This is a genomic window from Microcoleus sp. AT8-B5, assembly GCF_036705565.1.
Taxonomy (GTDB): domain Bacteria; phylum Cyanobacteriota; class Cyanobacteriia; order Cyanobacteriales; family Microcoleaceae; genus Microcoleus.
The window spans coordinates 1-23,275 of the sequence record NZ_JAUBUY010000064.1 but is presented as its reverse complement, the minus strand read 5'-3'; the positions used below and the strand labels follow the sequence as shown (position 1 = coordinate 23,275).

The window sequence follows — 23,275 nt, the reverse complement described above, 5'->3', positions numbered from 1 at the left end:
TTTCTAGGAGCAGTCTAGGATATACCTACCTTTTGCCTATTCTACAACTGGATTGACCTCTGGCGCTGTCATCTGGTTGGCGCTTGTGTAGCGATCGCGCCCTTGTCGTTTCGCATCATATAATGCTCGATCGGCGAGGGCAACGAGTTCATCCGGTGATGTTTCCGCAGTGGGAATCACAGTGGCAATTCCCATGCTAACAGTCACGATCGTGCTCACATTAGATTGCTCGTGAGGGATTCCCAAATCTCGGATTGCCTCTCGGATCGACTCAGCAACCGCGATCGCGCCATCCGCATCCGTATTCGGTAGGATAGCAGCGAATTCTTCCCCCCCGTAACGTGCAAACAGATCCGATGAGCGTTTAACCGCTTGTGCCGCCGATGAAGCCACTTTTACTAAACAAATATCCCCCGCTTGATGTCCGTAGCAATCGTTATATCGCTTGAAATAATCTACATCCAACATAATCAACGAAAGCTGTTGTTTCCCCTGCATCAGTCGGTGCCATTCCGACGGCAATCGCTCATCAAAACAGCGGCGGTTTGCTACTTGTGTTAACCCATCTGTCGTAGCAATTAATCTTTCTTGTTCTGCCCGGTGTCTGAGCATCTCCTCGGCCCGCTTGCGTTCTGTAATATCAGCAAAAGTCGTTACTACTGCATAGGGTTGAGACTGATTCATCTGGAACAGCGGTTGCGAATTAATCGAAATCCAAGTCAGCGTTTTATCCGATTTGTGAATGCCCATCACCACATTTGATAGGGGTTTTCCCGTCCGTAGGGTAATCATTGCCGGATGCTGTTGGCAGGGGAAAGGAGAGCCATCTTCGTGAACGGTTCGCCAGTCTAAATCTATGGATGTACGCCCCATCAGTTGTTCGGGGGTCAGTCCGAGAATCCTTCCGGCACTAGCATTACAGGTAGTAATTTGTCCGTCTGCTAGCTGAAGTACGACGCCTTCAGTCATGCTTGTAATCACAGAACGATACCGTTCCTCGCTCTCCTGCAATTGACTCAGGAGAATGTTTTTAGCATCAAACTCTGAAGCCAGATGCAGGCTACCCGCCAAAAACCCCGCCATCAGTTGTAAGGTATGAATATCTGACTCTGTAAAGGCACAGGGTTTAGCGGAAACAACTTTTAAGACGCCAACCCGATCGTCCTGATAGAACAAGGGAACAACCACCAATGACCGGATACCAATGCGCTGACAGACAGCCTGATCCACCCGTGCATCGGCTTGTGAATCATCGCAAAGCATGATTTGGCCGGTCGCAATACATTTTCCCGATAAACTTGTCCCTACTTTGATCCGTAATCCCACATAGGCGCTGGCGATACCGCTGGCTGCCCGATACACCAACTCATCCCCTTCCAGCATTTCAATCACGGCCCCATCGGCACCGAGCGATTTTTGAGTTCGATCGGTAATCACCGCCATCACTGCATCCAGGTTAGGATTGGGGGTGGCGATTTCCTGTTGGGTGGCAATCACCACCGCCAGACGCTCGAACTCTTGTTGCAATGCTGCTTCTGCTTGCTTGCGATCGGTGATATTTTTCATAAAGCAGTGATGCCCGATCGATCGCTCCTGCGAGTCGTAGGCCGCCAACATCACCACGTGCTTGTAAAAGATCGAGCCATCTTTCCGGATACCCCGGGCCTCAACCTCCACTCGGCCCTCGGCTAGCATTTTTTGATAAGCGGCCATCATCCTGTCGCAGTCTTCGGGATGAACTGTTTTCTGCCAACTCATACCAACCATTTCTTCAGGCTGATAACCTGCTATATTCGCGTAGGCTTGATTAACGGTGATGTACCGTCCGAAAATATCCAGCCGCGAGATGCCCTCAACGGCATTAGCAAGAGCTGTACTCAATTCTCTGAGTTCTGTTTCTGCCTGGACAAGATCCGTAATGTCTTGGGATGTACCAAACAACCGAATGACTTTTCCCTCTGCATTGAGTTGAACCTGTCCTCTGGCTTCGGTATGGCGGATAGAGCCATTCGGGCCCACGACTCTGAGGCGCAATAGATAAGGCTCTCCGTGACTGAGCGCTCGTTGAACTACCAGGTGTAGCTGTTTGGCACTTTCGGGATGGTAAAGCCGCAGGTTTTCTTCATAAGTAGGTTCGCCTAGGGCCCTGGATCGTCCCAAAATCTCGAATAGTTCGGGAGACCAGGTAATTTTACCCGTACTCACGTCCCACTCCCAGTTACCGATGTGGGCAACCCGCTGGGCTTCTGACAACCGGGTTTCACTCTTTTGCAGGTCTGTTTCTGTCTGCTGGCGGTCGGTAATGTCCTTTTCGTTCACCAGCAACATCGGGTTGCCCGTTACCGGGTCGTTGGTACACCGCACGTCCATCCCATGCCAGCGAATTCCCGCCAGAGTAATCACTTGAGCCTCCGTGCTAAATACCTCACCGGACTTAAGAACTGCCATTGCTCGCTCTGCTACCTGAGAGTCAACAAAGCGACTCACAAAAGCATTATCGGTCGCAGAGCCAGGATGCAGCGCATCCCCGTAACAGCGCAAGGCCGCCGGGTTTTGCAGCAGCGGCACACCTTCGAGGGTGTACAGCGAAACCATCAGCGTGGTGTGTCGGATTGCCTCGATCGATCGTAGGGTTTCCGGCTCGATTTGAGGAGCGGTTTCGACCGTACCCTCCACCAGGATTGCCAAACGCCCGCCATCAATCCTGATGCCAGAGCACCGACAGCCGACAGAAACAGGCTCACCGCCCGGATAAAACGTCCACTGCTCGGACAAGGTTTGGCCTTGCTCAAACTGCTGCTGATAGCTCTGCAAGCGAATCCGAGTAGACTCTGACAACATATCCCTAAAGTTGTGGCTCGCCAGTTGCTGCCGCGTCGAAGCATCCCACAGGTACAAGGAAGCTTGGTTTGCCCACCGCATTTGCCAATCCTCAATATCAAATATCCAGATCGGGTTTTGCAACAAGTCAAAGGCTTTGAGGTGGACAATATCGCCGCTCAGGGAACAGGCAAACTTTGGTTTTAGGCAATTTTGATGATTGACTCTGGGCGCGCTTTCTGTATTGGGATCAGTTTGATTCGGTTCTGTTTCGAGTTCCGGCGGTTGATTTGGCCCGATCGCCGGGCCGTGAGATTCCAAGTGCCGCATCCTCAACCCGATGTGCATTGCAACCTGTTGCAGGATCTCAATGTCGAGAGGTTCCCACTGACGCGGACTTCGGCATTGATGAGCAATCAACAGTCCCCAAAGCTTCGGAGATTGCTGCTGTTGGCCATCTAGCAAGATTGGCGCAACTAAATTTGCCTGAACTTGGATGCGATCGAGCAATTCGACATCACAAGCTTGAATATCACCAGCGTGAATATCAGAAATGGCACTCGTTTCCCCCTGGCTGTAGCGATCTACCCAGGTAGCTTCAAGGCAAGAGTCATGAATCAGTTGTCCCTGGATTGGCCGCCACCGATCGCCAACAGATTCAGCAAATACTACCCTCTCTCTATGCGGTAGGAATCGATAAATAATCACGCGATCTGTTTGCAGCAGCACCCTGGTTTCGTGTAGCGCACATTGCAAAATTGTCTCCAGATCCACGAACTCGTTGATTTTAAGTGCAATTTCTGAAACTTTTTCTATGCTTTTCTCTAACGACCAAGAGAAAGTCTTTTTTGTAGACATCTCCGTGTTCCTTGTTTGTTTAAGCTATTTTCTACTATTCTAACCCGCCACAAATAAATATAATAATTTCTTTTAACTCGTAGGAATCGCTGGCTGGGCTTAGGAAAAAATCAATATTTATGTGGCTAGCCAATTTTATGCTGACTGCTACAATTGCTTTTTTGATGTCATTTCGCCAAAGTTTTAGGTTATTTGGTATCTATTTTGCTTCTTCTCAATCGTTTTTTGGCTAATTATTATCGCAAAGCTACTGCACCAACTATAACAAATTGTGATTGATTTAGCGAATAAATAATAAAACTCCCCAAAATTAACCCTGTATAATTGTTAAAACCTCATAATTCTTGTGGAGTTTAGTAAAATAGAACACACTAAATTTGCCCCTCAACCTGGTTTTTTTATCAAAATACTTCGTGATATCCCTTGACAATTGTTAAAAAACCCGGTTTCTTTAGTGTATGATTTGGGAAAATTGGTAGAAAATTTATTACTGTTAGTCCTGGAGAACTCAACCGGGTTTTTCAACCTCCTTACTTCCTTAAAACTGAACATATTGCACGATTTTAAATAAATTTTCTATGGGCGGATTCTCCTGTCCTACCCGTACTACCCACGATAAAATTTAATTTTTATGGGACAGGCCGGAAAGCCTGTTCCTGGCAGAGGTAGACTGGGCAGGAGTTCCCACCCTGAATAAGAGTTAAAAAACCTGGTTGATGAGAGTTGGAGTGCGGGCATGACTGATTGTCAAGTTGAGATTGTGCCCGGAATGAGAAAAAAACACGGCCAAACCTGGTAGCAACCGGAGGTCGAAAAGCTCGCATTCCCAGGCTGTTGCTGGAATCAATACTGCAGCTAGAAACTCCCGATTGATATCGTGTCCGGTCGATGAACCGCGATTTTTGTAGGGGCGAGTTCACCAAGAATACCTGCCAATAATTGACAATCTCAAAAACTCGCCCCGACCGGGATATTACAGCATATTCCATGTATATGTGGTACACACAAGAAGAGAGACGCGAGTAAGGTGCGGATACACCCGTCAATCTGCAATCTTTATCAAATATGAAGGAGCGACGAACCCTACGGACTACGGACTAACACCACATAATATAGCTGCTCCTGTACTTCATGAACCACCGAATATGCTGTATGATTAATCGATCGGACATGATATTAATGATCGTAAACAGGATTGTCTTTAGGACTAATTAAATGCAGCAACTTTTGCTTAATCTGATCGTCGAATACTTCCCATTTTAGCCTTGCATAATCGCTCTTCTCATTCCCGCCAGAAAGAAATCCCACGGGAATTTCAAAACCTCCAGCTTGACTTCTGCCACCACCAAAAAAGCGTCCTTGAGCATCTTGACCGAAGGCTTCTTTAATGAATTCGTCGGGGTCGAGAGTAAGTTTATTAGTTCGCAGCGAGCCAATTACTACTTCAATTTCTTCGTCTTTGTCGTGAACAATTGCGTAGACAACGGCTGTGTGTACGTTCTCCTCTGTTACTAAAAAGTCCGCAGCTTGGGGAATAGAATCCCGATCGTCATAGCGGAGATAGCCGATGCCGGCGATCGAAAAATTGTTCTGGACGGTGCGGTGTTTGAGCGATCGCTCGATCGCGTCCATCACCCACTTAGAACGAGACGACTGTAACACCGCATTCAGCAACTGCGGGTCGTAAAACCTGCTCAAATAAGCCGCAGCTAAAAAGTCCTCCTCCTGAGCTTGTCTGAGGGCGATCGTATCCGATCGCAAACCGTGCATCAAAGCTGTAGCGCACTTGATGTGCAGACTGACGCTGGCGTCGAGAGTTAACAGTCCCGACTGTAAATACTCGGCAAAAATCGTGGCTGTAGCGCGGATTTGAGGGCGCAAATCGGTAAACTCTGCGTTCATTTCCCCCTGCAAATTATGATGATCGATGACGGCGGCGATCGGAACTCCAGCCGCTAAAATATACTCGGTTAAGTTACAAGTCGTCCCTTGATTGTCGATGAAAGCGCAGCCCTGAAACACCGACAAATCCTTAGTTTTTAGTGTTTCCACCGTCCAGCGCTGCAACGGCAACCCTGTCAATTTAACTAAGGCAATATTTTCTTGGTGGCTGAGGGCGCCGGCGTAGATAATCTCGCATTGGATATCGTACTGTTCGGCGATTAATTTGTAAGTCCAAGCGCTCGAAAGTGCGTCGGGATCTGGAAAATCTTGCAGTAAGATTAACTGGCGAGTGCCTTTGTGCCGATCGAACATTTGGCGCAATTGCTCGACTTTGCGATCGTGCAATTCCTCGCGGAGACGGCCGCGATTCTCTTCGGAAGCAACTTCGGCTTTGCTGCGCCGTTTCCCAGGCGCACTCACTCCGGGTACAACCTCGCTGCTGGCCTCAAGTTCACCTTCGCGGTTGCCGGATGTTTCATCGGAATTGTTAGGGGGATGGTCTTTCATCGTTGAAAATTAACAATTTAACTATTTCAAGATTTGCACGACATTCGATCTTAAACCCGGTTTCTTTGTAGATGCCTGTTTGTCAAAGCCCATACTTTTTACGAGAAACCTGATTTAAGATGGTAAATTCTCTGTTTACTTTTTTAATTCATGGAGAGAGTGCGTGTTGCCAGGAACGAAGCAATCTCAGAACTAATAACTCCCGCAAAAAACCCCCGCGCTTGCGCTGACAGGGGTTTTAAAGGCCTATTACATATTTTTGCCATTCTTTGTGCATACCGCTCTTAACGTGTTTAGTGACTTCAAAATAAAGACCGCTGTGAGGTTTCCTAGGCGGATAGCGCAGCGACATTCCCGCTTCTTTCGGCGTCCGGCTGCCTTTATTGACATTGCAGCGCACGCAAGCGGTGACGAGGTTTTCCCAACTGTCCCCTCCCCCGCGCGATCGGGGAATGACATGATCGAGGGTTAAATCGTCGCCCGTATAACTACAGTATTGACAAGAGTGTGCGTCCCGGTGCAAGATGTTCCGGCGGGTTAGCGGAATATCCTTATAGGGAACTCGGACATAATGCCGCAGTCGGATCACAGTTGGTAGCGGGAAGTTTGGCGCAATAAATTTCCCGTTGTGTTCTACCTGTTCTGCTTTTCCTTTCAGCAACAAAACTACCGCCCTTCGCCAATTGGTGATGTTAAGGGGTTCGTAGGAGGCGTTCAGCACCAGAACATTGCCCATTGTTGATTATTAAAGAGAATATTTTTCCCGATGGTAACACAGGTTCCACTTTAGGTGGGGCGGGATCGGGAAGAGCGAGGCGATCGCAAAAAACGCTGAAAAACCAATCCTTTACCCTATACCTTCGCGCCTGCGCCCCCTAGGGCTGCATCTATTTTCTGCCTTTGGTGTTTGTCAGCGAGCTTTTTTCCCGGAGTTTTGGCCCAGATGAGGCCAGTGTGTGCGATCGCAAAAATTTGCCGAATAAATTTTATTTTTTTCTCTAAATGCCTAATCTTCCCGGCAACAAACAGTTTAAATTTTTAGACTATTAGTAACCTTAAATGAAAAAGCTTATTACTGCTCATGAAATTTCGGCTCTTAAAGTCAGTTTTTAGCGCGTCAATTATTGCCCTTGCTGCTCCGATTTTAGCAAACAGTCCAGCCTTCGCCCAAGCGCCTTCATTCTTCTGTGGCGCTACTGGTGGCCGCCCCGCTACAATTGCAGTCCAACAAGGCAAAAATATTCCCGTTATTTTGTGGCTAGCTGATAACTATTTCAATGAATCAGGAGAAGATGCGATTACTCGGTGCACCAGAGTCTCAGGAATTCTCAACAACTCGCAACCGCAAGGAAGCTGGGATAATATTGTCACAGCAGGTGCATCTAGCAACGGTCAATTAATTATTTGTGCAGCTAATCCTCAAGACGGTTCCTGTAGATTATTATATCAAGTACCCAAAGGTCAAAATCCCGAACAAGCCCGACAAGAACTCTTAAAAAGAGTTACAAATCCTAATGTAAGTGTTTCGCCTGTTAAAGTAAATTGATAATCATTAGTAGGGACACCGCACCGTGCCCATAGGTGTCAACTTAAGGTACAACAAATAGTCCGGCAGGGGTTTCAACCCCTGCCTCAAAGCTAAAGTCCTCGCTTCAGAGGACTAATGAGTGGAGATTCTTCTCTTCAGTCCTCTTTGAGAGGACTTTCGCTATTAGACAGGGGTTTCAACCCCTGGCGGACTTGATGGACGACTAACAGACTTGGCGGGCTGACAGCTTAAGTTGACACGAAGAAGGGCACGGTGCGGTGTCCCTACTTGCAGATAGTTGAAACTCTTGTAAAATACTTCGGTTGAGTGGCGAAAAAATTGCAGCTTTGCTTCAGCAATTCTTCTAACCCTTCAACCTGCCTCAACCATACAGTGCCGTTGCTTCCAGCTACAGCAATTTGTTTTCCGTCTCCACTCCAACTGACACTAACAACATTCTCCTCGAACTCAAATTGAGCAACCTGCCGCCCCGCTAAATTCCACAGCCGTACAGTCTTGTCAATTCCCACTGTAGCCAGCCGTTCTCCGTCGGGACTAAAACTAATTGATTTCGCATCAAAATGCAAGGTTTGAAATTCCTTAACTAATTCTTTTTCTGACAGATTCCACAGCCCAACTTTGCCATTTAATGTTACTGTAGCAAAGCGATACTGGTGTTGAGCCGGAGTGAAACTGATCCCAATTGCCTGAATAGGCAGTGTTTTTTTTAGCTTGCCCGACAAATTCCAAAGTCGCACTGTAGATTTGCCATCTAAAGTCGTTATGAAATCACCATTTGGGCTAAAATTTACGCTTCTCACTAAGCCGTTGTGACCTGGGAGTTTCTGGCTAGGCGATACTAATTGTGGCTGTTTTGACAATTGCCAAATTGCAGCATAGCTGTCTATCCCTGCCGCCGCTAATAACTTTCCTTCCGGGCTGAAACTGATGCTGGTAACAGAGCCTTTAATTCCTTTCAAAGTAGCAATATTTTTACCTGATAAATTCCAGATTTTAACTGTGCTGTCCCTTCCTGCGGTCGCTAAAAATTTACCATTTGGGCTAAAATTTACCATATTAACTGACTGCTGGAAAGCTTTCCATTCAGCAATTTTTTGCCCGGAAAAGTTCCATATCCGAACTCTATCGTCTATTCCTGCGGTTGCTAAAATCTGCCGATTTGGGCTAAAATTGACGCTGGTAACGGCATTTTTATGAGCTTGCCACGTTATCTTTCTTGGCGGACTTAATGAGGCTTTAATTTGCTGTGTTTCGCTAATTTTATCGAGAATTATTTGTAAGGCTAACAGCGGTCTAGTTGCCGGGTATTGTTCTAGCTTAGGTTTGTTTTGAACCAAGGTTCTTAATTTTTTCCCGGAGGCGATCGCCCTCAGTAAAGCTTCTGATAAAGCTTCGGTGTTTTCGGTTTTTTGAGATACCGCCAACAGTAAAGCATCGCTGCCATTTTGTTCGATTTCAATACTTGCTTGTGCTAGTTTAAACCGCTGGTAAGCGAGAGTTGAAAAGCCGATCGCCGCCAGTAACGATGCTGCCAGTACCGCAGAACCGATGCCGATCCACTGTTTGGCTTTTTGTTTGGCAGAATCAGCTTCACTCAAAGCTTTTTCGGCATCACAGACAGCTTTTTTGGTTTCGAGTGTAGCTAAATGCAGCAGTTGATTTTGGTCGCTCAAAATAACTTTCTGGCTGGCAGTCAAAAACTGAAAATCTTCGTTTCTCAAACTTTTGCCGGCCGCCCAAACTAATGCTGACTGCAAATCATCCCCTCGCAACAGTTGGGAATCATCTTCACAGCTAGAATTTAGCCAGACTTTGATGGCTTCCGAGTAAGGCGAGAGTTTTTCTAATTTTTCTTCAATTAACTCTTGGTTAAATACAGCTTCATAAATAGGATTAGAAATGGTTAATTTTTCCCCGCGCTTAACGATTAATCCGCTTAATCGTAACTCCATTTGTTCGGCACTACCATCGGGGACAATTTCAGTTTGCTCTAAAATTTGCTGATACAATCCGAGTCTCCTCACAATCCGCTGGTTTTCTTTGAAAAGCCGATCGCGAATTGTGGACAAATGTTCTGGCACATCTTGAGTTTCCCAATTTTCCACAATTTTCAAGCGCACTACTTTCTCCACCCACTCTTTGGAATTTTGGACTAATTCGGCATTTTCAAAGAGAAGTTTGCACAGCTTTTGAGTCAAAAAAGGCTGCCCGCCAGTCCAATACAATACTTCTCTCAAAACTTCCTGAGAGCTGTCTGTCAGCTCTGCCAACCCCGCTGCTAGCGGTTGAGCTTCTGTTTCGTCAAAACCAGTTAATTCGATCGCCTTGCCAATATTAAAAGGGGTATTGCTGGTGGCATTTTGCTCGCGGCACAAATCCGTCGGCGATGCTACGCCTAAGAGGGCCCAAGTTAGGCGATCGAACTCTGAATTGTTGGCGCGCTTGTTGTAGCACGATCGAATTAAGGCTAAAAAATCGTCGGCGGGAAAATCTAGGGCGAGAATGCTGTCGATTTCGTCAATAAAAATGACAATATTGCTGGAAATGTTCGGTAACAGTACGGTTTCGATGAATTCGCTCAACCTTTGAACCGGAGTTAAAAAATTGCGATCGCGCCACCAAGTCCGCACGTTGACAATATCCGACAGGTTAAAATTATTTTCGAGGATGCGTAGCAAACCAGCATACCACTGTTCGGGAGTGACGCCGCGGTTGCCAATTTCCGAAATGTCGATCGCAGCACAAGCAATTCCTTCATTTCTCAGCCGCTGAATTGTCCGCACCTGCAAGCTAGATTTGCCCATTTGCCGGGAATTCAAAACATAGCAAAATTCCCCCGCCTTCAATCCGTTATATAAATCGTCGTCTGCTTGCCGCTTCACATAATTGGGAGCGTTATTTGTCAAACTCCCACCGACTTGATAGTAACTGGGTTTTGTGGTATAATCCATAGGATAAAATGGTACAATAAAAAGATCACCTTTTAGTCATTCGGCGGTTTCAACCGCTACTACATCATTTAAAATATCTCTTTACATCTACCGAAACGGGCACAATTAGTAAGGTGCGTCAGATCCGAAATCCTGAATAATTGCCCTATAACGAAAGTCGGACGCACCATACAATTTTAGCGCAGTTTACCGCCACCAATAAGGCCTAATAACATGAAAACTGATTGGACTGGATATAACGACGACAAAGACAAGTTAAGAACAGAAATTTGGTCTTTGCTCAAGCAGCAAGCCGCATCTATTGGCGATCCGTTTGGTCATATTCCCAACTTTGTTGGGGCCCAGTTGGCGGCGGAAAAATTGGCAAATTTACCAATTTGGCAACAAGCAAAAACGATTAAGTGCAATCCAGATGCGGCGCAAAATCCGGTGCGGATGCAAGCTTTGCAAGATGGAAAACGCCTGTATATGGCAGTACCGCGCTTGACAGAAGATCGCTGTTTTGTTGAGTTAACCGCTGAGGATTTGCAGAGACAAAATATATCAATTGCCGAAAGTGCGTTAGCGAAGCCCTCGAAGAGGATCGCCCGCAAAGCTCTCGATTGCGGAAAATTGGTAAGTTTTGCAGAAATGGAGCCAATTGATTTAGTAATAGTCGGTTGTGTAGCGGTGGCGCGCAACGGGGGAAGAACCGGGAAAGGTGCAGGTTTTGCCGATTTGGAATTGGCTATGTTGACAGAATTCGGGTTAGTAGAAATCGATACGCCAATTGTGACAACAGTGCATCCTTTGCAAATAGTCGAAGATTTGCGTTTACCGATGCAAGCTCACGATTGGGCACTGAATTGGATTGTTAATGCTGAGGAGGTAATTGAAACTAATACAACTTATCCGCGTCCAATTGGGTTAAACTGGGATAGTATACGGCCGGAACAGTTGGAAAAAATTCCAATTTTGCGAAAGTTGAGAGAGCAATTAACCAATAACCAATAGCTTGGAATCAAAATCAAGGCAAAAGAGAATTCACAGCGATCGCCCCAATTTCTCGGCCTTCAATAATAATCGGTATAACAGCCGATCGCCCGAAATCCAACCTTTGACTATAATCTGGCTGCTCAACTTCAACAAGAGGTTGAGAGTACACCTCAACCAGTCCTTCAACAAGATTCACAATCCAATAAATCGCAATTCCAGCGCGGGCATAAATCCGTTTTTTGACAGTGCGATCGCGCTGAAGTGTCGTATCAGATACTTCAATAATCAGGGCAATATCTTCAGCACCCGGATGGCGATCGAGATATTGTCGCGTATCCCCTCGAACAACCACTATATCAGGTTCGGGTTCGCTGTTGGATAGCGTTATCGGTTCTTGGGAATCAACATACCAACCAGGAGGTAAAATATTCTCTAAAGCTGTCCTGACCAGACGAGTTGTTGCTCGATGCGGTGGATTTTTTGGCATTTTGAAAACCAGCCAACCTTCCAGCAATTCTACAGAGTCATCATCGGTGAGAATGCCAGCTTGAATTATCGCATGATACTGCTCGATGCTCAAGCGCCAAATCAGATCGTTCGGAATTGCTGCGACACTTTCGACGGGCTGCATAACTGTATGGGCGAGTTGATTATTGTCTTATTTTACCGTTTATTTAACGAACCGCGAAGGCGCGAAGGACGCGAAGTAAGAAAGCAGAAGAACAGGAAGAAGGTAATTTCATAATATATCTACTTTGTGGTGAATACGCGCCATGCAATGAAAGCTGTAAAAGCTAGATAACCAAATACGGCTATCCAATCTAGCCAATTATCGGATGTTATCAAAAAAATATCGTTCATGGGATGTTTTAATCTAAAAATATGTAGATTGTGATTTTTCGTTTGGTGGGGGCGGGTTTATGAGATTGTCAGTTTTAGGCTGTTATTATCGGTGAACCCGCCCCTACAATATCGGGAATTATACGATCGCAAACCGCTTTACATTTTACCCGATCGCGCTCAAGTGCGATCGAAAATATTGTCGGTACAACTCGCACCTCGGCACGCACTCGTTCCCCTGCAATTTCACCAACCCCAAGCTGTCTAATTTAAAAGCCTGCATAGCCTTTAATTGCACCGGAGAGTCCGCCACTACAATCTCTCTCATCCCCTGCGCCAACTCTGGATATTCTTCTAAATTCCACAATTGGCGGCGCAAATGGTCGCTGTAAATTCCAGCATCTGCGATCGCACTTTCTTTTAATTCATCTAGTGTCAAATCCGATCGCGAAATGTGATATAATGCAACTCGCACTAAATACGGATGTCCGCCGACAATTGCCATCAATTCCTCAACTTCTGCCTCCGACCAATTCAAATTATGGCGCGCTGCTAAATCTTGGATTTGCCCAGCGTTGAATTCCGGCAAATCAACGGGAAGTCCGACGTTGAAAGGCGATTGATTGATGTTCATCGGGATGTAAACTTCCGTGGAGTGAACTACAATTAATCGCAGTTTTTTCCAGATGTCGCGCCGCTTCGATTCTTCGTGCCACGCCCGCAGTAGTCCTAAAAAGTCTTCGGCAATGTCGGGATATTGGAAAACGCGATCGATCTCGTCTAATCCTAAAATTAAAGGACTGTCGATTTGCGGCAAAATGTATTTTTCAAAGTAATCTTTGCAGTTAACTTTGCTGCCAAAAATGTCATCCCAATAATCGTCTAATTGATTGGGTAAGTGCAACTCGCGGCCGACGTAAGCGCAAAACCATTTTAAGAATTTATCTAAGTTGGCAAAGACGCCTTTATCTACTAACTGAAAAGTTAGCGGCACGGTGCAATAGCCTTGACGGGATCCGTGATGCAAAATTCTTGCCATCAAGGAAGTTTTGCCCATTTGTCTCGGTGCTTTAATTCTAATTAACGCGCTGGGTTGCACAATAGTTTGATAGCAGCGTTCTTCAATGGGCGGGCGTTCTACATAAAATTGAGAAGCGACATCGACTTGTCCTCCCGGTAATTCTGGTTCGGCGGCGGGTAGAGGTATTTCGTCGCTGCTAATTTCTAATACCTGGTTTTGTGTTAAATCTTCTGTTTCTTCTGTGACTGGTGCGGGAGTTTCTGCTAGCAAGTTCAGAACTTCTTCGATAATAATTGGAGTGTCGGCGGTGGTTTTCCATTCCCTCTGTTTGATGCGGTACAGATAACCCCGCAAATCGTGATTTAGAGGCGCGTTCAGCGGAAAACCGACGCGGATGGGGAGAATTATTGGTTTTTTGTCATGGCGGGAGTCTTGGAGTTCTTTTGCTTGCTGAACTTGATATGTTAGTAGTTCGCTTTGGTTTCCCGTTGGCGGTAACAGTAGCAGCAAATAATCGCATTCTTGGAGGAATAAATTAATGCGATCGAACCAATTATCTCCTAATCTAATATTATTTTCTGCTGTGAAAACTGTATGACCGATCGCGCTTAAGGCCGTTTCTAACTGTTTTCCCAACTCGCGATCGGGTTCGGCGCTGCGATAACTGACAAATACTTTAACAATTCTGCTGCTGGTGGCTGTTTCTCCCGCTGGCGGCAAATTGTCCAGCACGTCTAAATTTTCCGGTTCCTCAAGTTTAGCCGATCGATGGTCGCTAGCAGCCAGAGTCATTTCAAAAGCCGCGAACAACTGTCGAATTTTACTCAAATCCGCACCTTCTCTACCCTGCTTAATTTTGCTGACTGTATCGGCACCAACGCCAGACTCGGCCTCGATTTCAGTCAGAGTACCTCTAATGTTATATCGGTCAGACCATTCTTGGAGCGCCTCGTTAAGTTTCTTTAAGCCAGAGGCAGTGAGAATGCGACCACGATCGCGTTTTGACTTGAGCACTTCGCTTGCACTGAAAGGGGAACGAATCTAGAAATTTTAACGCCTTAAGTCCCTATTTTAGGCGATTTTAAGGAAGATAGTCAGCCAGCCGGAATTTAAGGGATTTTACTTGAAGAGGTTTTTGGGGCGATCGACTCCTCAAACTCTGTCCTGATAACGGCTTCAACAGTTGAATATATTTGAGGATAAAAAGTTTTTCTTAACTCCCCAATCTCCGCCACTACTCACCACTTAACTTTTTAGAGTAGATACACCAAGCAAAAAAGGAGCAGCCAAATGAGCAAAATCTTACACAGACTGGCAATGGCCGCTTTGGGAACCGCCGCCATTTTCACAATTAATACACTTAATAATTTAACAGAAGCATCAGCGGCTGGTAAATTTGACGAACCAGAAATTTATCAAAACACAGTTTTTCCACTTGGCGTACCGGGTCAGTTCCATAAATAGGGCAATCCATTGATTGATTGATTTAATTGAATTAAGGAGAAATTATGAAGTCTACACTGTGTTCACCACAACCTATAGCTACCAAATCTGATTCCGTTGACGCTGAGGCGATCGATGCCTGCACTGCACTTGCGTGGGTGGAATTGGTAGCATTAGATGCCAGCGCTCTGACGGGGGATGATTGGCTGGCTTTGTGCGATGATATAGATAGCGGGGAAATCTACCGCTGCTGGTTTTTGTGGTGCGATCGCGAAGTTAGCGGTAATTGGGAAGCTTACGATCCTTTGAGCGATCGCCGATTTGTTGCTAAAGGAAAAGTTTTTCTCAAAGCCGCGATCGACTCGCTCGAAGATGCTAGAAATCGGGAAGTCGCCTAACTTGGATTCATCTCAGGTGAATAAAATTTGTGTCTACAAAACAAGAATTCTGCCACTAGAATTCGCCCCTGTACAAACTTTCGTCTCCCTCCGCCAGACTCGAAAAAAAAGGGGTAATAGAACCGCATTTGATAGGAGTCCCGGAAACGGAATACTCTCAAAGAAAACAAAAAAAATACGGCTGCGGGCAAGAGTTGACTGTATGATGCTAGGTGCTTCTTCTCGAAAGCGGTTGATAACGTTTTTTCAGCCGCTTTCTCGCTGCAGGCGTTAAACTCTTTCTTTTTAAATATGACTCTAAAACTGCACAGCCACCAACATGATTATTGAACGTTTGGGGGGAATTACTAAACTCAACGAACGTTTTCGCAGTTTGGGATTAACTGATACGATAATTCGCAATTGGCTCGGTGATTTTTAAGGAACAAATACCACAAGTTCTGTGGATATGGTAAAGCTGCTGGCAATGCTGTCTCGCGATAAATTAGTTTCTGAATCCAGTCGCGAACAAGCTTGAGAATTACTGCGGCACACAACAACTAGAACGCTGTTGCCTTCAGGTTTGGGTCCCGGTGCAGTTATTGCGGACAAAACCGGAGATATCGGCTTTGTGGTTGGCGATGCGGGAATTATTGATATGCCCAACGGTAAGCGTTATTTAGCCGCAATCTTTGTCAAACGTCCTTACAATGACCCGATTGTGAGAGATTTTGTCCGTCGAATTTCGCGGATTGTTTACAATTATTTAGACCAACCTGCGGCGAGAGTACCGGAGAAGTTACGTTGATCAGACAATTCGGCGATAGAAATCGCTACTAAACAAACAAAGTCCGCCTTCGCGGACTTGAAGAGAAGATTTTTAATTACTAATCACTATTAGACTTCTTGCAAAAATAATTAGGACGGGCTCTTCGGCCCATCCCACAAGAGTTATTTTTTCTTGTGGGATGGGCCGAAGAGCCCGTCCCATCAATTGAGGGAAAGGATTTTTGCAAGAGCTCTATTCTTTGCGCTCGACAGCCACAGTCAAATGAGCCGCAACTGCCCCCACTGTAGCAAGTACAGCAGCAATGGGAAAGACTACTGATCCTGCAACGCCACCTACCAATCCCGCCATCAGCGGAATGTCTGCCAAAGTCCGCCCTTGCGAGTTTTTGATGACAAGGCGGCGGAGTTTTCCTTGCTGAATTAGTTCTTTGACTTTACCAATTAGGCTGTCGCCGCTAATCTTAAATTCTTCCACTCTGACTTTTTCCTCTGTGGCAAATTCTGAGGCGAATACATGAGTTTCAACTGTTGGGTTGGCTGAATTCCCTGCCGCTGCTGTTTCGTCTTGTAGAATTGTTACTTGTTGTTCTAGTTGTGAGTTCATTTTGTGTAAGGGCGGGTGAAAACCAGCCGTTTAATTTCTATACCCTTATCTTCGGCGATCGCACTTGGGAATGACAGGCAAGGAAACCCTACAATCTGCATTCGTACTTTCCACCCCTGCCTTTTTACTCACAACATTATTTTTGTGGCGTTAGATCAGGGCGGGTTTATGTATTCCTAAAGGTAGAGCAGATATTGTGGAAACAACCCGTCTCTAGATACAAGTAAGGTGCGTATGCCAGCTATGCCAAGATGGCTGCTGTCTGTTGAATCTTTAAGTTGGACACCAATCGGCGATCGCTTGCACTTACCCAGAAAGCTAACGATTTTGCTTGCCTAATCTCGGCTGAAAACAGATAACCTTAACGGACTTTTCGCCGATCTGTTTAAGCAGTCGATCGGCACGACTTCTTATCAATACCCGATCGCGCCACGGGTAAAACGGGAGAAGCAGTTGTTGAAATAAAAAGAGCGATCGATTAAGGAAGTGCGAGACCAGTTATTTGACATAAATAGTTTGAGCAGTAGAGAGAATTTCAAAGGCGGCGAATCCAGTTGGAACTGCGATCGATCGCCCGTTTACTGATTAGATCGACTCGTCTACTTAGCACTGCTTCGAGTTCTTCCTGCATTTGGGCGCGATCGAGTAGACGCCCGTTGGCTGTGGGGGCAAAAGCAACTAGGATATCGATGTCGCTGTCTGCATGAAAGTCGTCACGAAGTATCGAACCAAAGAGGGAGAGTTCGATGATTTGCCACTGTTGGCAGAATTTGGTGATTTGGTCAATTGGCAGGGCGAGATCGGTTTTCATTCAGCCTCCTTTGTCTAGCAGAAACTAGGTTTCGATAAAATTGTATAATAGCTGCTAACAATGAGACTTATATTTTGCATTTTTACATAAATTTCTCATTAATAATTCCATTGATTCCGAACCACAAACTGATTATTGAGTTCATATTCGGCTGTTTCTAAATTATCAATTGCCTTCACTATCGCCTGATAACTCATATTCTTAGAAGCTTCAGAATCTTGATAAACTGCCAAAATTCCTGAATGTTCTGGGTTCGCTTGATGCAATTGCTGAAAGTCATCACAATTGCGTGTAAGCAGCACTCTCTCATTTTCTCTGGCAGCGTCTAGCACGACTGAATCTGGATGATTCATTAAATTTAATGTATTGACTGTGGCTACATCGTGACCGGCTGCCTGAAGAAGATTGACTAAATACTTGGCTTGAGAATCTTCGTCAAGCAGCATTCGTAGACTGAACTTGGACTCCTTTTACTTCCAATCGATAGCGTTCCTCGTCTGCTTCTAATTTTAAAATTTCTTGATTATTCTGACAGTAATCAATCGCCTCATAGATAGCAGACAGGGGTAAATCCCAATTTTCGGCAGCTTGTTCGGGTGACATCTGATTGGCAGTCATGTCTCGCCAAATAGTCGATGCCAGTAATTTACGTCCCTTAATGTAAAGTTGTTTGCGCCAAGGATGAGGACGTGCAATTAAATATTGCCAATTCTCGATTTCTGGTGTACTTTGCAGGGATTGAACGATCGCACCTAGCAGGGCAAGGCGATCGCTGACTGATAGTTGGCTGGCTTTTTCTTTAAGCTCTTGCAAGGACATAAAAAAATACTCCAACAAAGGTTGGTATCTGAATTATAGTACATTGGAAGGCGTGGACAATCGAGATTGACATAAACCTTTTGAGCATCAGGGTCACGTAAATGACTGTTTATACTGATGACTATTTTTTAGACATCCGGTATGAGTGGCAGACGACGAATACGAATACGGCTTGGCTCGACCGAAATGGCCGCTCCTTGTTCTAAATCCTCCTCGCACTCAGCAATTACCATCAGCAGTAAATCCGTTAATGCTTGGGCGCGTAACCTTTCAATCCGAACGCGAATAACTGAAGGAGAAGCTGCTTCATCAAGTGCTAGCAATGTATGAAAATCCGCATCGAGTGTAACAACCACACGTTCCTCAAATCTGGCTTTCTGGATGATTTCGGTATCTTCGGCTTGAGACATACCAATTTCACCAACATGGATGGTTTCGATACCTGCATCACGTAATAATGCTGCCGCCGAAAGTGGTAATCCCTGGTCAAGCAACAGCTTCATAATGATTAGGTAGCTCAATGATGCGATCGTCAAGGTAACAAGATACAAAAACTAGGGCTTGCCGGATATCTTCATCCTCTAGTTCGGGAAACTCTTGATGTAGCTCTTCTCGATCGGGATAAGTTGCTAGCAGCTCAATCACTCGACGAACAGTAAGCCGAAGATCGCGAATACATGGTTGCCCGTTCATCCGCTTTGGATTGCTTGTAATACGATCTATTTTCATTTTGACCCTCGCAACCTCAAGAGTAGTTCTGACGAAACCATATCAAGTGTCCCAGTTAAGTGGAGTTGGTCTCTCTATTTTAGTCGTTCTGTAGATCCCGTCTACGCGCACAAAATCGTCAGCGTTGGCACTTTCAGCTTTGATAATTTCTCCCCAAGGGATGTATTCATAATCAGGCAACCAAGCATCTTGCCTTCGCAGGAGAAAATCAAGAAAAAGTCTCGAATCTCTTAAACTATCTTCAGTTACTTTGAGCGTGCATTCTTCAGTGCGAAATTTGTAACCAACATGAGTACCACTGGTAATATAAATATCCCATTTCTTGGGGTTCCAACCGTCGGCTATGGGCGTACCCCGCGCTTCCATTTCCTCTGCATATTCCGGTAATTCTTGGGGTGAAATCTCAAAAACCTCTTCGGTGTAATCTACTCCCCACTCGAACTCTTCAATACATTTACCATTCTCAAATAGCTGATACGCAGAACAACCTGATGTATCTTCATTCTGTAAATAAATGCATCGAGTTTTCAATGACTCAGACACCTGAGAAACCTTGCTATCTACACACACATTGATTGGAAAAACTATACTCCACGGATGTCCTTTATACTGATATATAAGTGACATCCAGCAATCACTAGGATGATACTGCTTACCCCATACGTTTAGCTCTAAATTGCCACCAAATACTTTGGCAATCACCGGACTGCTTAATTCAATGGGAGCTTTGACTAAAAGAATGCCAACCTTATTTGCTTCCAGTTCTATAAACTGAAAACCGCGCCTTTTTGATAGTGCTACTTCTGATATCATAGAAAAACAAAGCGTCTAGTGTGAAAATAATTTGGAACATTCACTTTTTTAGTCTAGATTGTTTCTATAGTTGTGTCACAAATGCGTTACAATATATGATATAACCTAAAATACCGCAATTCGCTCACCGATGTCAAAAGTTAGGTAGATAATTTTATATACTCATGACTATTTTTACTCTACGATCGATCAAAAAAGACTTCGGCATCAAGGAACTCTTGACAGATGCCAGTTTCAGCCTCGATGAAGGCGATAAAGTCGGACTCATCGGCACCAACGGTTCCGGCAAATCAACCCTGCTGAAAATGATTGCGGGTATGGAGTCGATCGACTCTGGCGATCGCTGGGTCAATCCAGGGTCTACAATTGTCTATCTCCCCCAACAGCCGGATTTAGACGAAAATCACACTGTCTTAGAGCAAGTATTTGCCGACAGTGGCGAACAAATGGCTTTAGTGCGCGAATACGAGGAAATTTCCGATCAATTGTCCCACGGCAAAGGCGATACAGACAAGTTGATGGCGCGTCTGTCTGCAGTGTCTGAACGCATTGATGAGGTGGATGCGTGGGATTTGGAAACCAAGGCGAAATTGATTTTGACCAAGTTGGGGATTGAGGATTTTGATGCGAAAATTGCCGATTTGTCCGGCGGCTACCGCAAGCGAATTGCCTTAGCAACGGCTTTGTTGTCCGAGCCCGATGTGTTGCTGATGGATGAACCGACAAACCACTTGGATGCGCTGTCTGTAGAGTGGTTGCAGAACTATTTGAACGGCTATCGCGGTGCTTTGCTGCTGATTACGCACGATCGCTATTTTCTCGATCGCGTTACCAATCGCATCCTGGAGATCGATCGCGGCGACCTTTACAATTATGCTGGCAATTACGCTTATTACTTGGAGAAAAAAGCCCTAGCTGAAGAATCCGCAGCCAGCACAGTTCGCAAACACGCGGGTGTATTGCGGCGCGAATTGGAATGGCTCAAACGCGGGCCGAAAGCGCGCAGTACCAAGCAAAAAGCTCGGATCGATCGCATTAAAGATATGCGAGCCCAGGAGTTCAAAACAGCCAACGGCAAAGTCGAAATTGCCACAGCGGGCCGCCGGATTGGTAAGAAGGTGATTGAGTTACTGAATATCTGTAAAGCTTACGGCGATCGCACTTTAATTAAAGATTTTACCTACAATTTCACACCCGAAGACCGGATAGGAATTATTGGCTGCAACGGTGCGGGAAAATCGACGCTGATGGATATCATCACCGGACGCATTCAGCCGGATTCGGGTACTGTCGAAATTGGCACAACCATTCATATCGGTTATTTTGACCAGCATTCAGAGGATTTGACGCCGAACGAAGACCAGCGAGTTATTGAATACTTGAAAAGTGTGGCGGAGTTGGTGCAAACGGCGGATGGCGAAATCATTACCGCTTCTCAAATGTTGGAAAAGTTTCTGTTTCCACCGAACCAACAGTATGCACCGATTAACAAACTTTCTGGCGGGGAAAAGCGCCGGTTATTTCTGTTGAAAGTGCTGATGAGTGCGCCAAACGTGCTGATTTTAGACGAACCGACAAACGACCTGGACGTGCAGACTTTGGCGGTTTTGGAGGATTATCTCGAAGATTTTAACGGCTGCGTGATTGTGGTGTCCCACGATCGCTATTTTCTCGATCGCACGATCGACATGGTTTTCGCATTGGAACCTGGCGGCAATTTGCGCTTGTATCCCGGCAATTATTCGGTGTATTTAGACTACAAGAAAGCCGAAGAAGCCAAGGAAATCAAAGGGCAAAAAGAAAAAGAAAAACTTACACGCACGGCTGAATCTAACAATTCAAAATCCCCAAATTCCCCACAAAAATCTACCAAAGTTTCCTTTAATGAGAAGCGGGAATACGAACAATTAGAAAGTCAAATTCCGCAGATGGAAGCTGAAAAAGAAGATATTGAGAAGATTTTGTCTCACAATGCTCCCAGCGGGTTTGCAGAGATGAAGAAGTTATCGGATCGTTTGGCTCAGTTGACGCAGGAGATCGATCGGGCGACTGAGCGCTGGTTGGAGTTGGCGGAACGGGTGGGTTAATTTGGGTTGTCCGAATGTTGTGTTTAGCTCCTGTTAATAATGACAGGAGCTATAGCAATCCTTGCAGGAGTCGTAAATTTTTTACCCCACCCCAACCCTCCCCTTGGTAAGGGGAGGGAGTAAGAAATTCACAAATGATTTAGGATTGCTATAGAGGAATTATGAGTAAAAAAATCCCATGCTGAAACGAATATATATTGACAATTTTCGCTGTCTGGTAAACTTTCAACTTGACTTTGATGCAATTAATCTATTTCTGGGTTCTAACGGATCGGGTAAATCAACAGTTTTTGAGGTGTTGCAGAAAATCCAAGCATTGGTCAGCGGCGACAGTAAGGTTGAAGGAATTTTCAAACCTGCGGACTTCACCCGCTGGCAAACTTTACAAATTCAGCGTTTCGAGCTAGAAATTCTCGGTAATGGCGGCTGCTACAAATATCAATTACAAATCGATGAGTATGGAGATAAATGTCGTGTTAGGTACGAGAGTCTGCTCTTTGATAACCAGCCTTTACTACAATTTGAATTCGGCGAAGTTCAACTCTATCGAGATGATTATTCACCGGGCCCGAAATACCAGTTTGACTGGTCGCAATCTATTCTGCCTTCATTAATGCCAAGAAACGACAACACGAAGTTAACTTGGTTTAGAGAACGGATGGCGCGATTTATCATCGTGCAAGTTGTTCCCAGCTTGATGGTTGATGAAAGTAGCCAAGAACAAATGCGTTTGAGTCCTCGGATGGAAAATTTTGTTTCTTGGTATCGCTACTTATCTGAAGATCAAGGTAAAATTGCTGAGATTGGAAATATTTTAAGAGATGTTTTGGATGGATTCAACAATTTTAAGTTTGAGCGAGTAAGCGAAGATAATTTGGTATTAAAACTGCGGTTTTCAGGAGAAAAAGATAACAGCAAGCCAATTGAATATCGTCTCAGAGAATTGTCGGACGGACAAAAAACATTAGTGGCTTTATACGCGCTGATTTACGGTACAAAATCGGAAGATTATACCTTGTGGATTGATGAACCGGAAAACTTTTTAGCATTACCAGAAATTCAACCCTGGCTGATTGAGCTTTATGACCTTTGTAGCGAGGAAAAAGTTCAAGCATTACTAATTTCTCACCATCCTGAGTTAATTAACTATCTTTTAGCTTCACGGATTGGCTATTGGTTTGAGCGTCAAAGCAATGCTGCTGTTCGAGTCAAACGAATTAGCAATGAAGTAGCTGACAATTCGGGATTGCCAGTTTCTGAACAGGGTAAACGCATCTAAATTAAGTTGACAGAAAATCATATTTGTGCATGATTTGTTTTTTATAAAACAATTCTTAA

Annotated in this window: 19 protein-coding genes and 1 pseudogene; 7 read left to right on the top strand and 13 right to left on the bottom strand. The window is 45.2% G+C overall.

Annotated elements, in window-relative coordinates:
• Nucleotides 1-36 precede the first annotated feature (36 nt).
• From QUB39_RS27350 to QUB39_RS27340, 3 genes are all read right to left on the bottom strand, one after another.
• Nucleotides 37-3,678, bottom strand: coding sequence for a diguanylate cyclase domain-containing protein (locus tag QUB39_RS27350; RefSeq protein ID WP_333212215.1), 3,642 nt, complete (start codon nucleotides 3,676-3,678; stop codon nucleotides 37-39).
• A 1,176-nt stretch (nucleotides 3,679-4,854) separates the two neighbouring features.
• Nucleotides 4,855-6,129, bottom strand: coding sequence for a bifunctional oligoribonuclease/PAP phosphatase NrnA (locus QUB39_RS27345; protein WP_333054611.1), 1,275 nt, complete (start codon nucleotides 6,127-6,129; stop codon nucleotides 4,855-4,857).
• Nucleotides 6,130-6,367: 238 nt separating this feature from the next.
• The gene (locus QUB39_RS27340) at nucleotides 6,368-6,865 is read right to left on the bottom strand and encodes an HNH endonuclease (protein WP_006633674.1); all 498 of its coding nucleotides are present in this window, start codon (nucleotides 6,863-6,865) and stop codon (nucleotides 6,368-6,370) included.
• 345 nt (nucleotides 6,866-7,210) lie between these two features.
• Here QUB39_RS27340 and QUB39_RS27335 point away from each other — a divergent pair, with 345 nt between their 5' ends.
• Nucleotides 7,211-7,675: a COP23 domain-containing protein gene (locus QUB39_RS27335; RefSeq protein ID WP_333054612.1), complete on the top strand. Its 465-nt coding sequence runs from the start codon at nucleotides 7,211-7,213 to the stop codon at nucleotides 7,673-7,675.
• Nucleotides 7,676-7,941: 266 nt separating this feature from the next.
• Here QUB39_RS27335 and QUB39_RS27330 read toward each other — a convergent pair whose 3' ends face one another.
• Nucleotides 7,942-10,629 (bottom strand): AAA-like domain-containing protein, encoded by a 2,688-nt coding sequence (locus QUB39_RS27330; protein ID WP_333054613.1) that lies wholly within the window; start codon nucleotides 10,627-10,629, stop codon nucleotides 7,942-7,944.
• A gap of 213 nt (nucleotides 10,630-10,842) precedes the next feature.
• On the opposite strand from QUB39_RS27330, the gene QUB39_RS27325 reads away from it, so the two are divergent.
• A complete protein-coding gene (locus QUB39_RS27325; protein WP_333212212.1) occupies nucleotides 10,843-11,622 on the top strand; it encodes a 5-formyltetrahydrofolate cyclo-ligase in 780 nt (259 codons plus the stop codon).
• Between the two features lie 13 nt (nucleotides 11,623-11,635).
• On the opposite strand, the gene QUB39_RS27320 is transcribed toward QUB39_RS27325, so the two are convergent.
• The gene (locus tag QUB39_RS27320) at nucleotides 11,636-12,235 is read right to left on the bottom strand and encodes a Uma2 family endonuclease (RefSeq protein WP_333212210.1); all 600 of its coding nucleotides are present in this window, start codon (nucleotides 12,233-12,235) and stop codon (nucleotides 11,636-11,638) included.
• 375 nt (nucleotides 12,236-12,610) lie between these two features.
• Nucleotides 12,611-14,479 carry an AAA-like domain-containing protein gene (locus tag QUB39_RS27315; protein ID WP_333212208.1) on the bottom strand — a complete coding sequence of 623 codons (1,869 nt, stop codon included), beginning with the start codon at nucleotides 14,477-14,479 and terminating at the stop codon, nucleotides 12,611-12,613.
• A 276-nt stretch (nucleotides 14,480-14,755) separates the two neighbouring features.
• On the opposite strand from QUB39_RS27315, the gene QUB39_RS27310 reads away from it, so the two are divergent.
• The 3 genes and pseudogenes from QUB39_RS27310 (at nucleotide 14,756) to QUB39_RS27300 (ending at nucleotide 16,093) form a co-directional block, all read left to right on the top strand.
• A complete protein-coding gene (locus QUB39_RS27310) occupies nucleotides 14,756-14,929 on the top strand; it encodes a hypothetical protein (protein WP_333040368.1) in 174 nt (57 codons plus the stop codon).
• A gap of 44 nt (nucleotides 14,930-14,973) precedes the next feature.
• Entirely contained in the window at nucleotides 14,974-15,306 is a 333-nt protein-coding gene (locus tag QUB39_RS27305) for a hypothetical protein (protein WP_333054618.1), read from the top strand.
• A gap of 319 nt (nucleotides 15,307-15,625) precedes the next feature.
• Nucleotides 15,626-16,093: pseudogene (locus QUB39_RS27300) on the top strand (serine hydrolase).
• A gap of 213 nt (nucleotides 16,094-16,306) precedes the next feature.
• Here the strand turns inward: QUB39_RS27300 and QUB39_RS27295 are convergent.
• The 7 genes from QUB39_RS27295 to QUB39_RS27265 all read right to left on the bottom strand — a co-directional run bounded on the left by QUB39_RS27295 (nucleotide 16,307) and on the right by QUB39_RS27265 (nucleotide 19,850).
• Nucleotides 16,307-16,678, bottom strand: a complete 372-nt coding sequence (locus QUB39_RS27295; protein ID WP_333212206.1) for a DUF4342 domain-containing protein — start codon at nucleotides 16,676-16,678, stop codon at nucleotides 16,307-16,309.
• A gap of 535 nt (nucleotides 16,679-17,213) precedes the next feature.
• Nucleotides 17,214-17,489 carry a nucleotidyltransferase family protein gene (locus tag QUB39_RS27290; RefSeq protein WP_333212204.1) on the bottom strand — a complete coding sequence of 92 codons (276 nt, stop codon included), beginning with the start codon at nucleotides 17,487-17,489 and terminating at the stop codon, nucleotides 17,214-17,216.
• 98 nt (nucleotides 17,490-17,587) lie between these two features.
• Nucleotides 17,588-17,935, bottom strand: a complete 348-nt coding sequence (locus QUB39_RS27285) for a DUF5615 family PIN-like protein (RefSeq protein WP_333212203.1) — start codon at nucleotides 17,933-17,935, stop codon at nucleotides 17,588-17,590.
• On the bottom strand, nucleotides 17,925-18,308 hold the full coding sequence (locus QUB39_RS27280) for a hypothetical protein (protein ID WP_333212201.1): 384 nt from the start codon (nucleotides 18,306-18,308) through the stop codon (nucleotides 17,925-17,927). The genes QUB39_RS27285 and QUB39_RS27280 overlap by 11 nt, the downstream gene beginning before the upstream one ends.
• Before the next feature lie 128 nt (nucleotides 18,309-18,436).
• A complete protein-coding gene (locus tag QUB39_RS27275) occupies nucleotides 18,437-18,811 on the bottom strand; it encodes a DUF5615 family PIN-like protein (protein ID WP_333212199.1) in 375 nt (124 codons plus the stop codon).
• Nucleotides 18,795-19,037: a DUF433 domain-containing protein gene (locus QUB39_RS27270; RefSeq protein WP_333212197.1), complete on the bottom strand. Its 243-nt coding sequence runs from the start codon at nucleotides 19,035-19,037 to the stop codon at nucleotides 18,795-18,797. Before QUB39_RS27270 ends, QUB39_RS27275 begins: the two co-directional genes overlap by 17 nt.
• 42 nt (nucleotides 19,038-19,079) lie before the next feature.
• Nucleotides 19,080-19,850 (bottom strand): hypothetical protein, encoded by a 771-nt coding sequence (locus QUB39_RS27265; RefSeq protein ID WP_333212195.1) that lies wholly within the window; start codon nucleotides 19,848-19,850, stop codon nucleotides 19,080-19,082.
• Between the two features lie 164 nt (nucleotides 19,851-20,014).
• Between QUB39_RS27265 and QUB39_RS27260 the strand changes: the two genes are divergently transcribed.
• Together QUB39_RS27260 and QUB39_RS27255 are read left to right on the top strand one after the other, a co-directional pair.
• A complete protein-coding gene (locus QUB39_RS27260) occupies nucleotides 20,015-21,937 on the top strand; it encodes an ABC-F family ATP-binding cassette domain-containing protein (protein WP_333212193.1) in 1,923 nt (640 codons plus the stop codon).
• 178 nt (nucleotides 21,938-22,115) lie between these two features.
• Nucleotides 22,116-23,216 carry an AAA family ATPase gene (locus tag QUB39_RS27255; protein ID WP_333212191.1) on the top strand — a complete coding sequence of 367 codons (1,101 nt, stop codon included), beginning with the start codon at nucleotides 22,116-22,118 and terminating at the stop codon, nucleotides 23,214-23,216.
• The last annotated feature ends 59 nt before the right edge of the window (nucleotides 23,217-23,275 follow it).

Bases quoted from the DNA above. Each gene is read 5' to 3' on its own strand.
- QUB39_RS27310 (WP_333040368.1), top strand. From the start codon at position 14,756: ATGAGCAAAATCTTACACAGACTGGCAATGGCCGCTTTGGGAACCGCC.
- QUB39_RS27280 (WP_333212201.1), bottom strand. From the start codon at position 18,308: ATGTCCTTGCAAGAGCTTAAAGAAAAAGCCAGCCAACTATCAGTCAGC.
- QUB39_RS27290 (WP_333212204.1), bottom strand. From the start codon at position 17,489: ATGAAAACCGATCTCGCCCTGCCAATTGACCAAATCACCAAATTCTGC.
- QUB39_RS27305 (WP_333054618.1), top strand. From the start codon at position 14,974: ATGAAGTCTACACTGTGTTCACCACAACCTATAGCTACCAAATCTGAT.
- QUB39_RS27320 (WP_333212210.1), bottom strand. From the start codon at position 12,235: ATGCAGCCCGTCGAAAGTGTCGCAGCAATTCCGAACGATCTGATTTGG.
- QUB39_RS27255 (WP_333212191.1), top strand. From the start codon at position 22,116: ATGCTGAAACGAATATATATTGACAATTTTCGCTGTCTGGTAAACTTT.
- QUB39_RS27295 (WP_333212206.1), bottom strand. From the start codon at position 16,678: ATGAACTCACAACTAGAACAACAAGTAACAATTCTACAAGACGAAACA.
- QUB39_RS27335 (WP_333054612.1), top strand. From the start codon at position 7,211: ATGAAATTTCGGCTCTTAAAGTCAGTTTTTAGCGCGTCAATTATTGCC.
- QUB39_RS27265 (WP_333212195.1), bottom strand. From the start codon at position 19,850: ATGATATCAGAAGTAGCACTATCAAAAAGGCGCGGTTTTCAGTTTATA.
- QUB39_RS27325 (WP_333212212.1), top strand. From the start codon at position 10,843: ATGAAAACTGATTGGACTGGATATAACGACGACAAAGACAAGTTAAGA.
- QUB39_RS27345 (WP_333054611.1), bottom strand. From the start codon at position 6,129: ATGAAAGACCATCCCCCTAACAATTCCGATGAAACATCCGGCAACCGC.
- QUB39_RS27330 (WP_333054613.1), bottom strand. From the start codon at position 10,629: ATGGATTATACCACAAAACCCAGTTACTATCAAGTCGGTGGGAGTTTG.
- QUB39_RS27260 (WP_333212193.1), top strand. From the start codon at position 20,015: ATGACTATTTTTACTCTACGATCGATCAAAAAAGACTTCGGCATCAAG.
- QUB39_RS27285 (WP_333212203.1), bottom strand. From the start codon at position 17,935: ATGCTGCTTGACGAAGATTCTCAAGCCAAGTATTTAGTCAATCTTCTT.
- QUB39_RS27340 (WP_006633674.1), bottom strand. From the start codon at position 6,865: ATGGGCAATGTTCTGGTGCTGAACGCCTCCTACGAACCCCTTAACATC.
- QUB39_RS27270 (WP_333212197.1), bottom strand. From the start codon at position 19,037: ATGAAAATAGATCGTATTACAAGCAATCCAAAGCGGATGAACGGGCAA.
- QUB39_RS27275 (WP_333212199.1), bottom strand. From the start codon at position 18,811: ATGAAGCTGTTGCTTGACCAGGGATTACCACTTTCGGCGGCAGCATTA.
- QUB39_RS27350 (WP_333212215.1), bottom strand. From the start codon at position 3,678: ATGTCTACAAAAAAGACTTTCTCTTGGTCGTTAGAGAAAAGCATAGAA.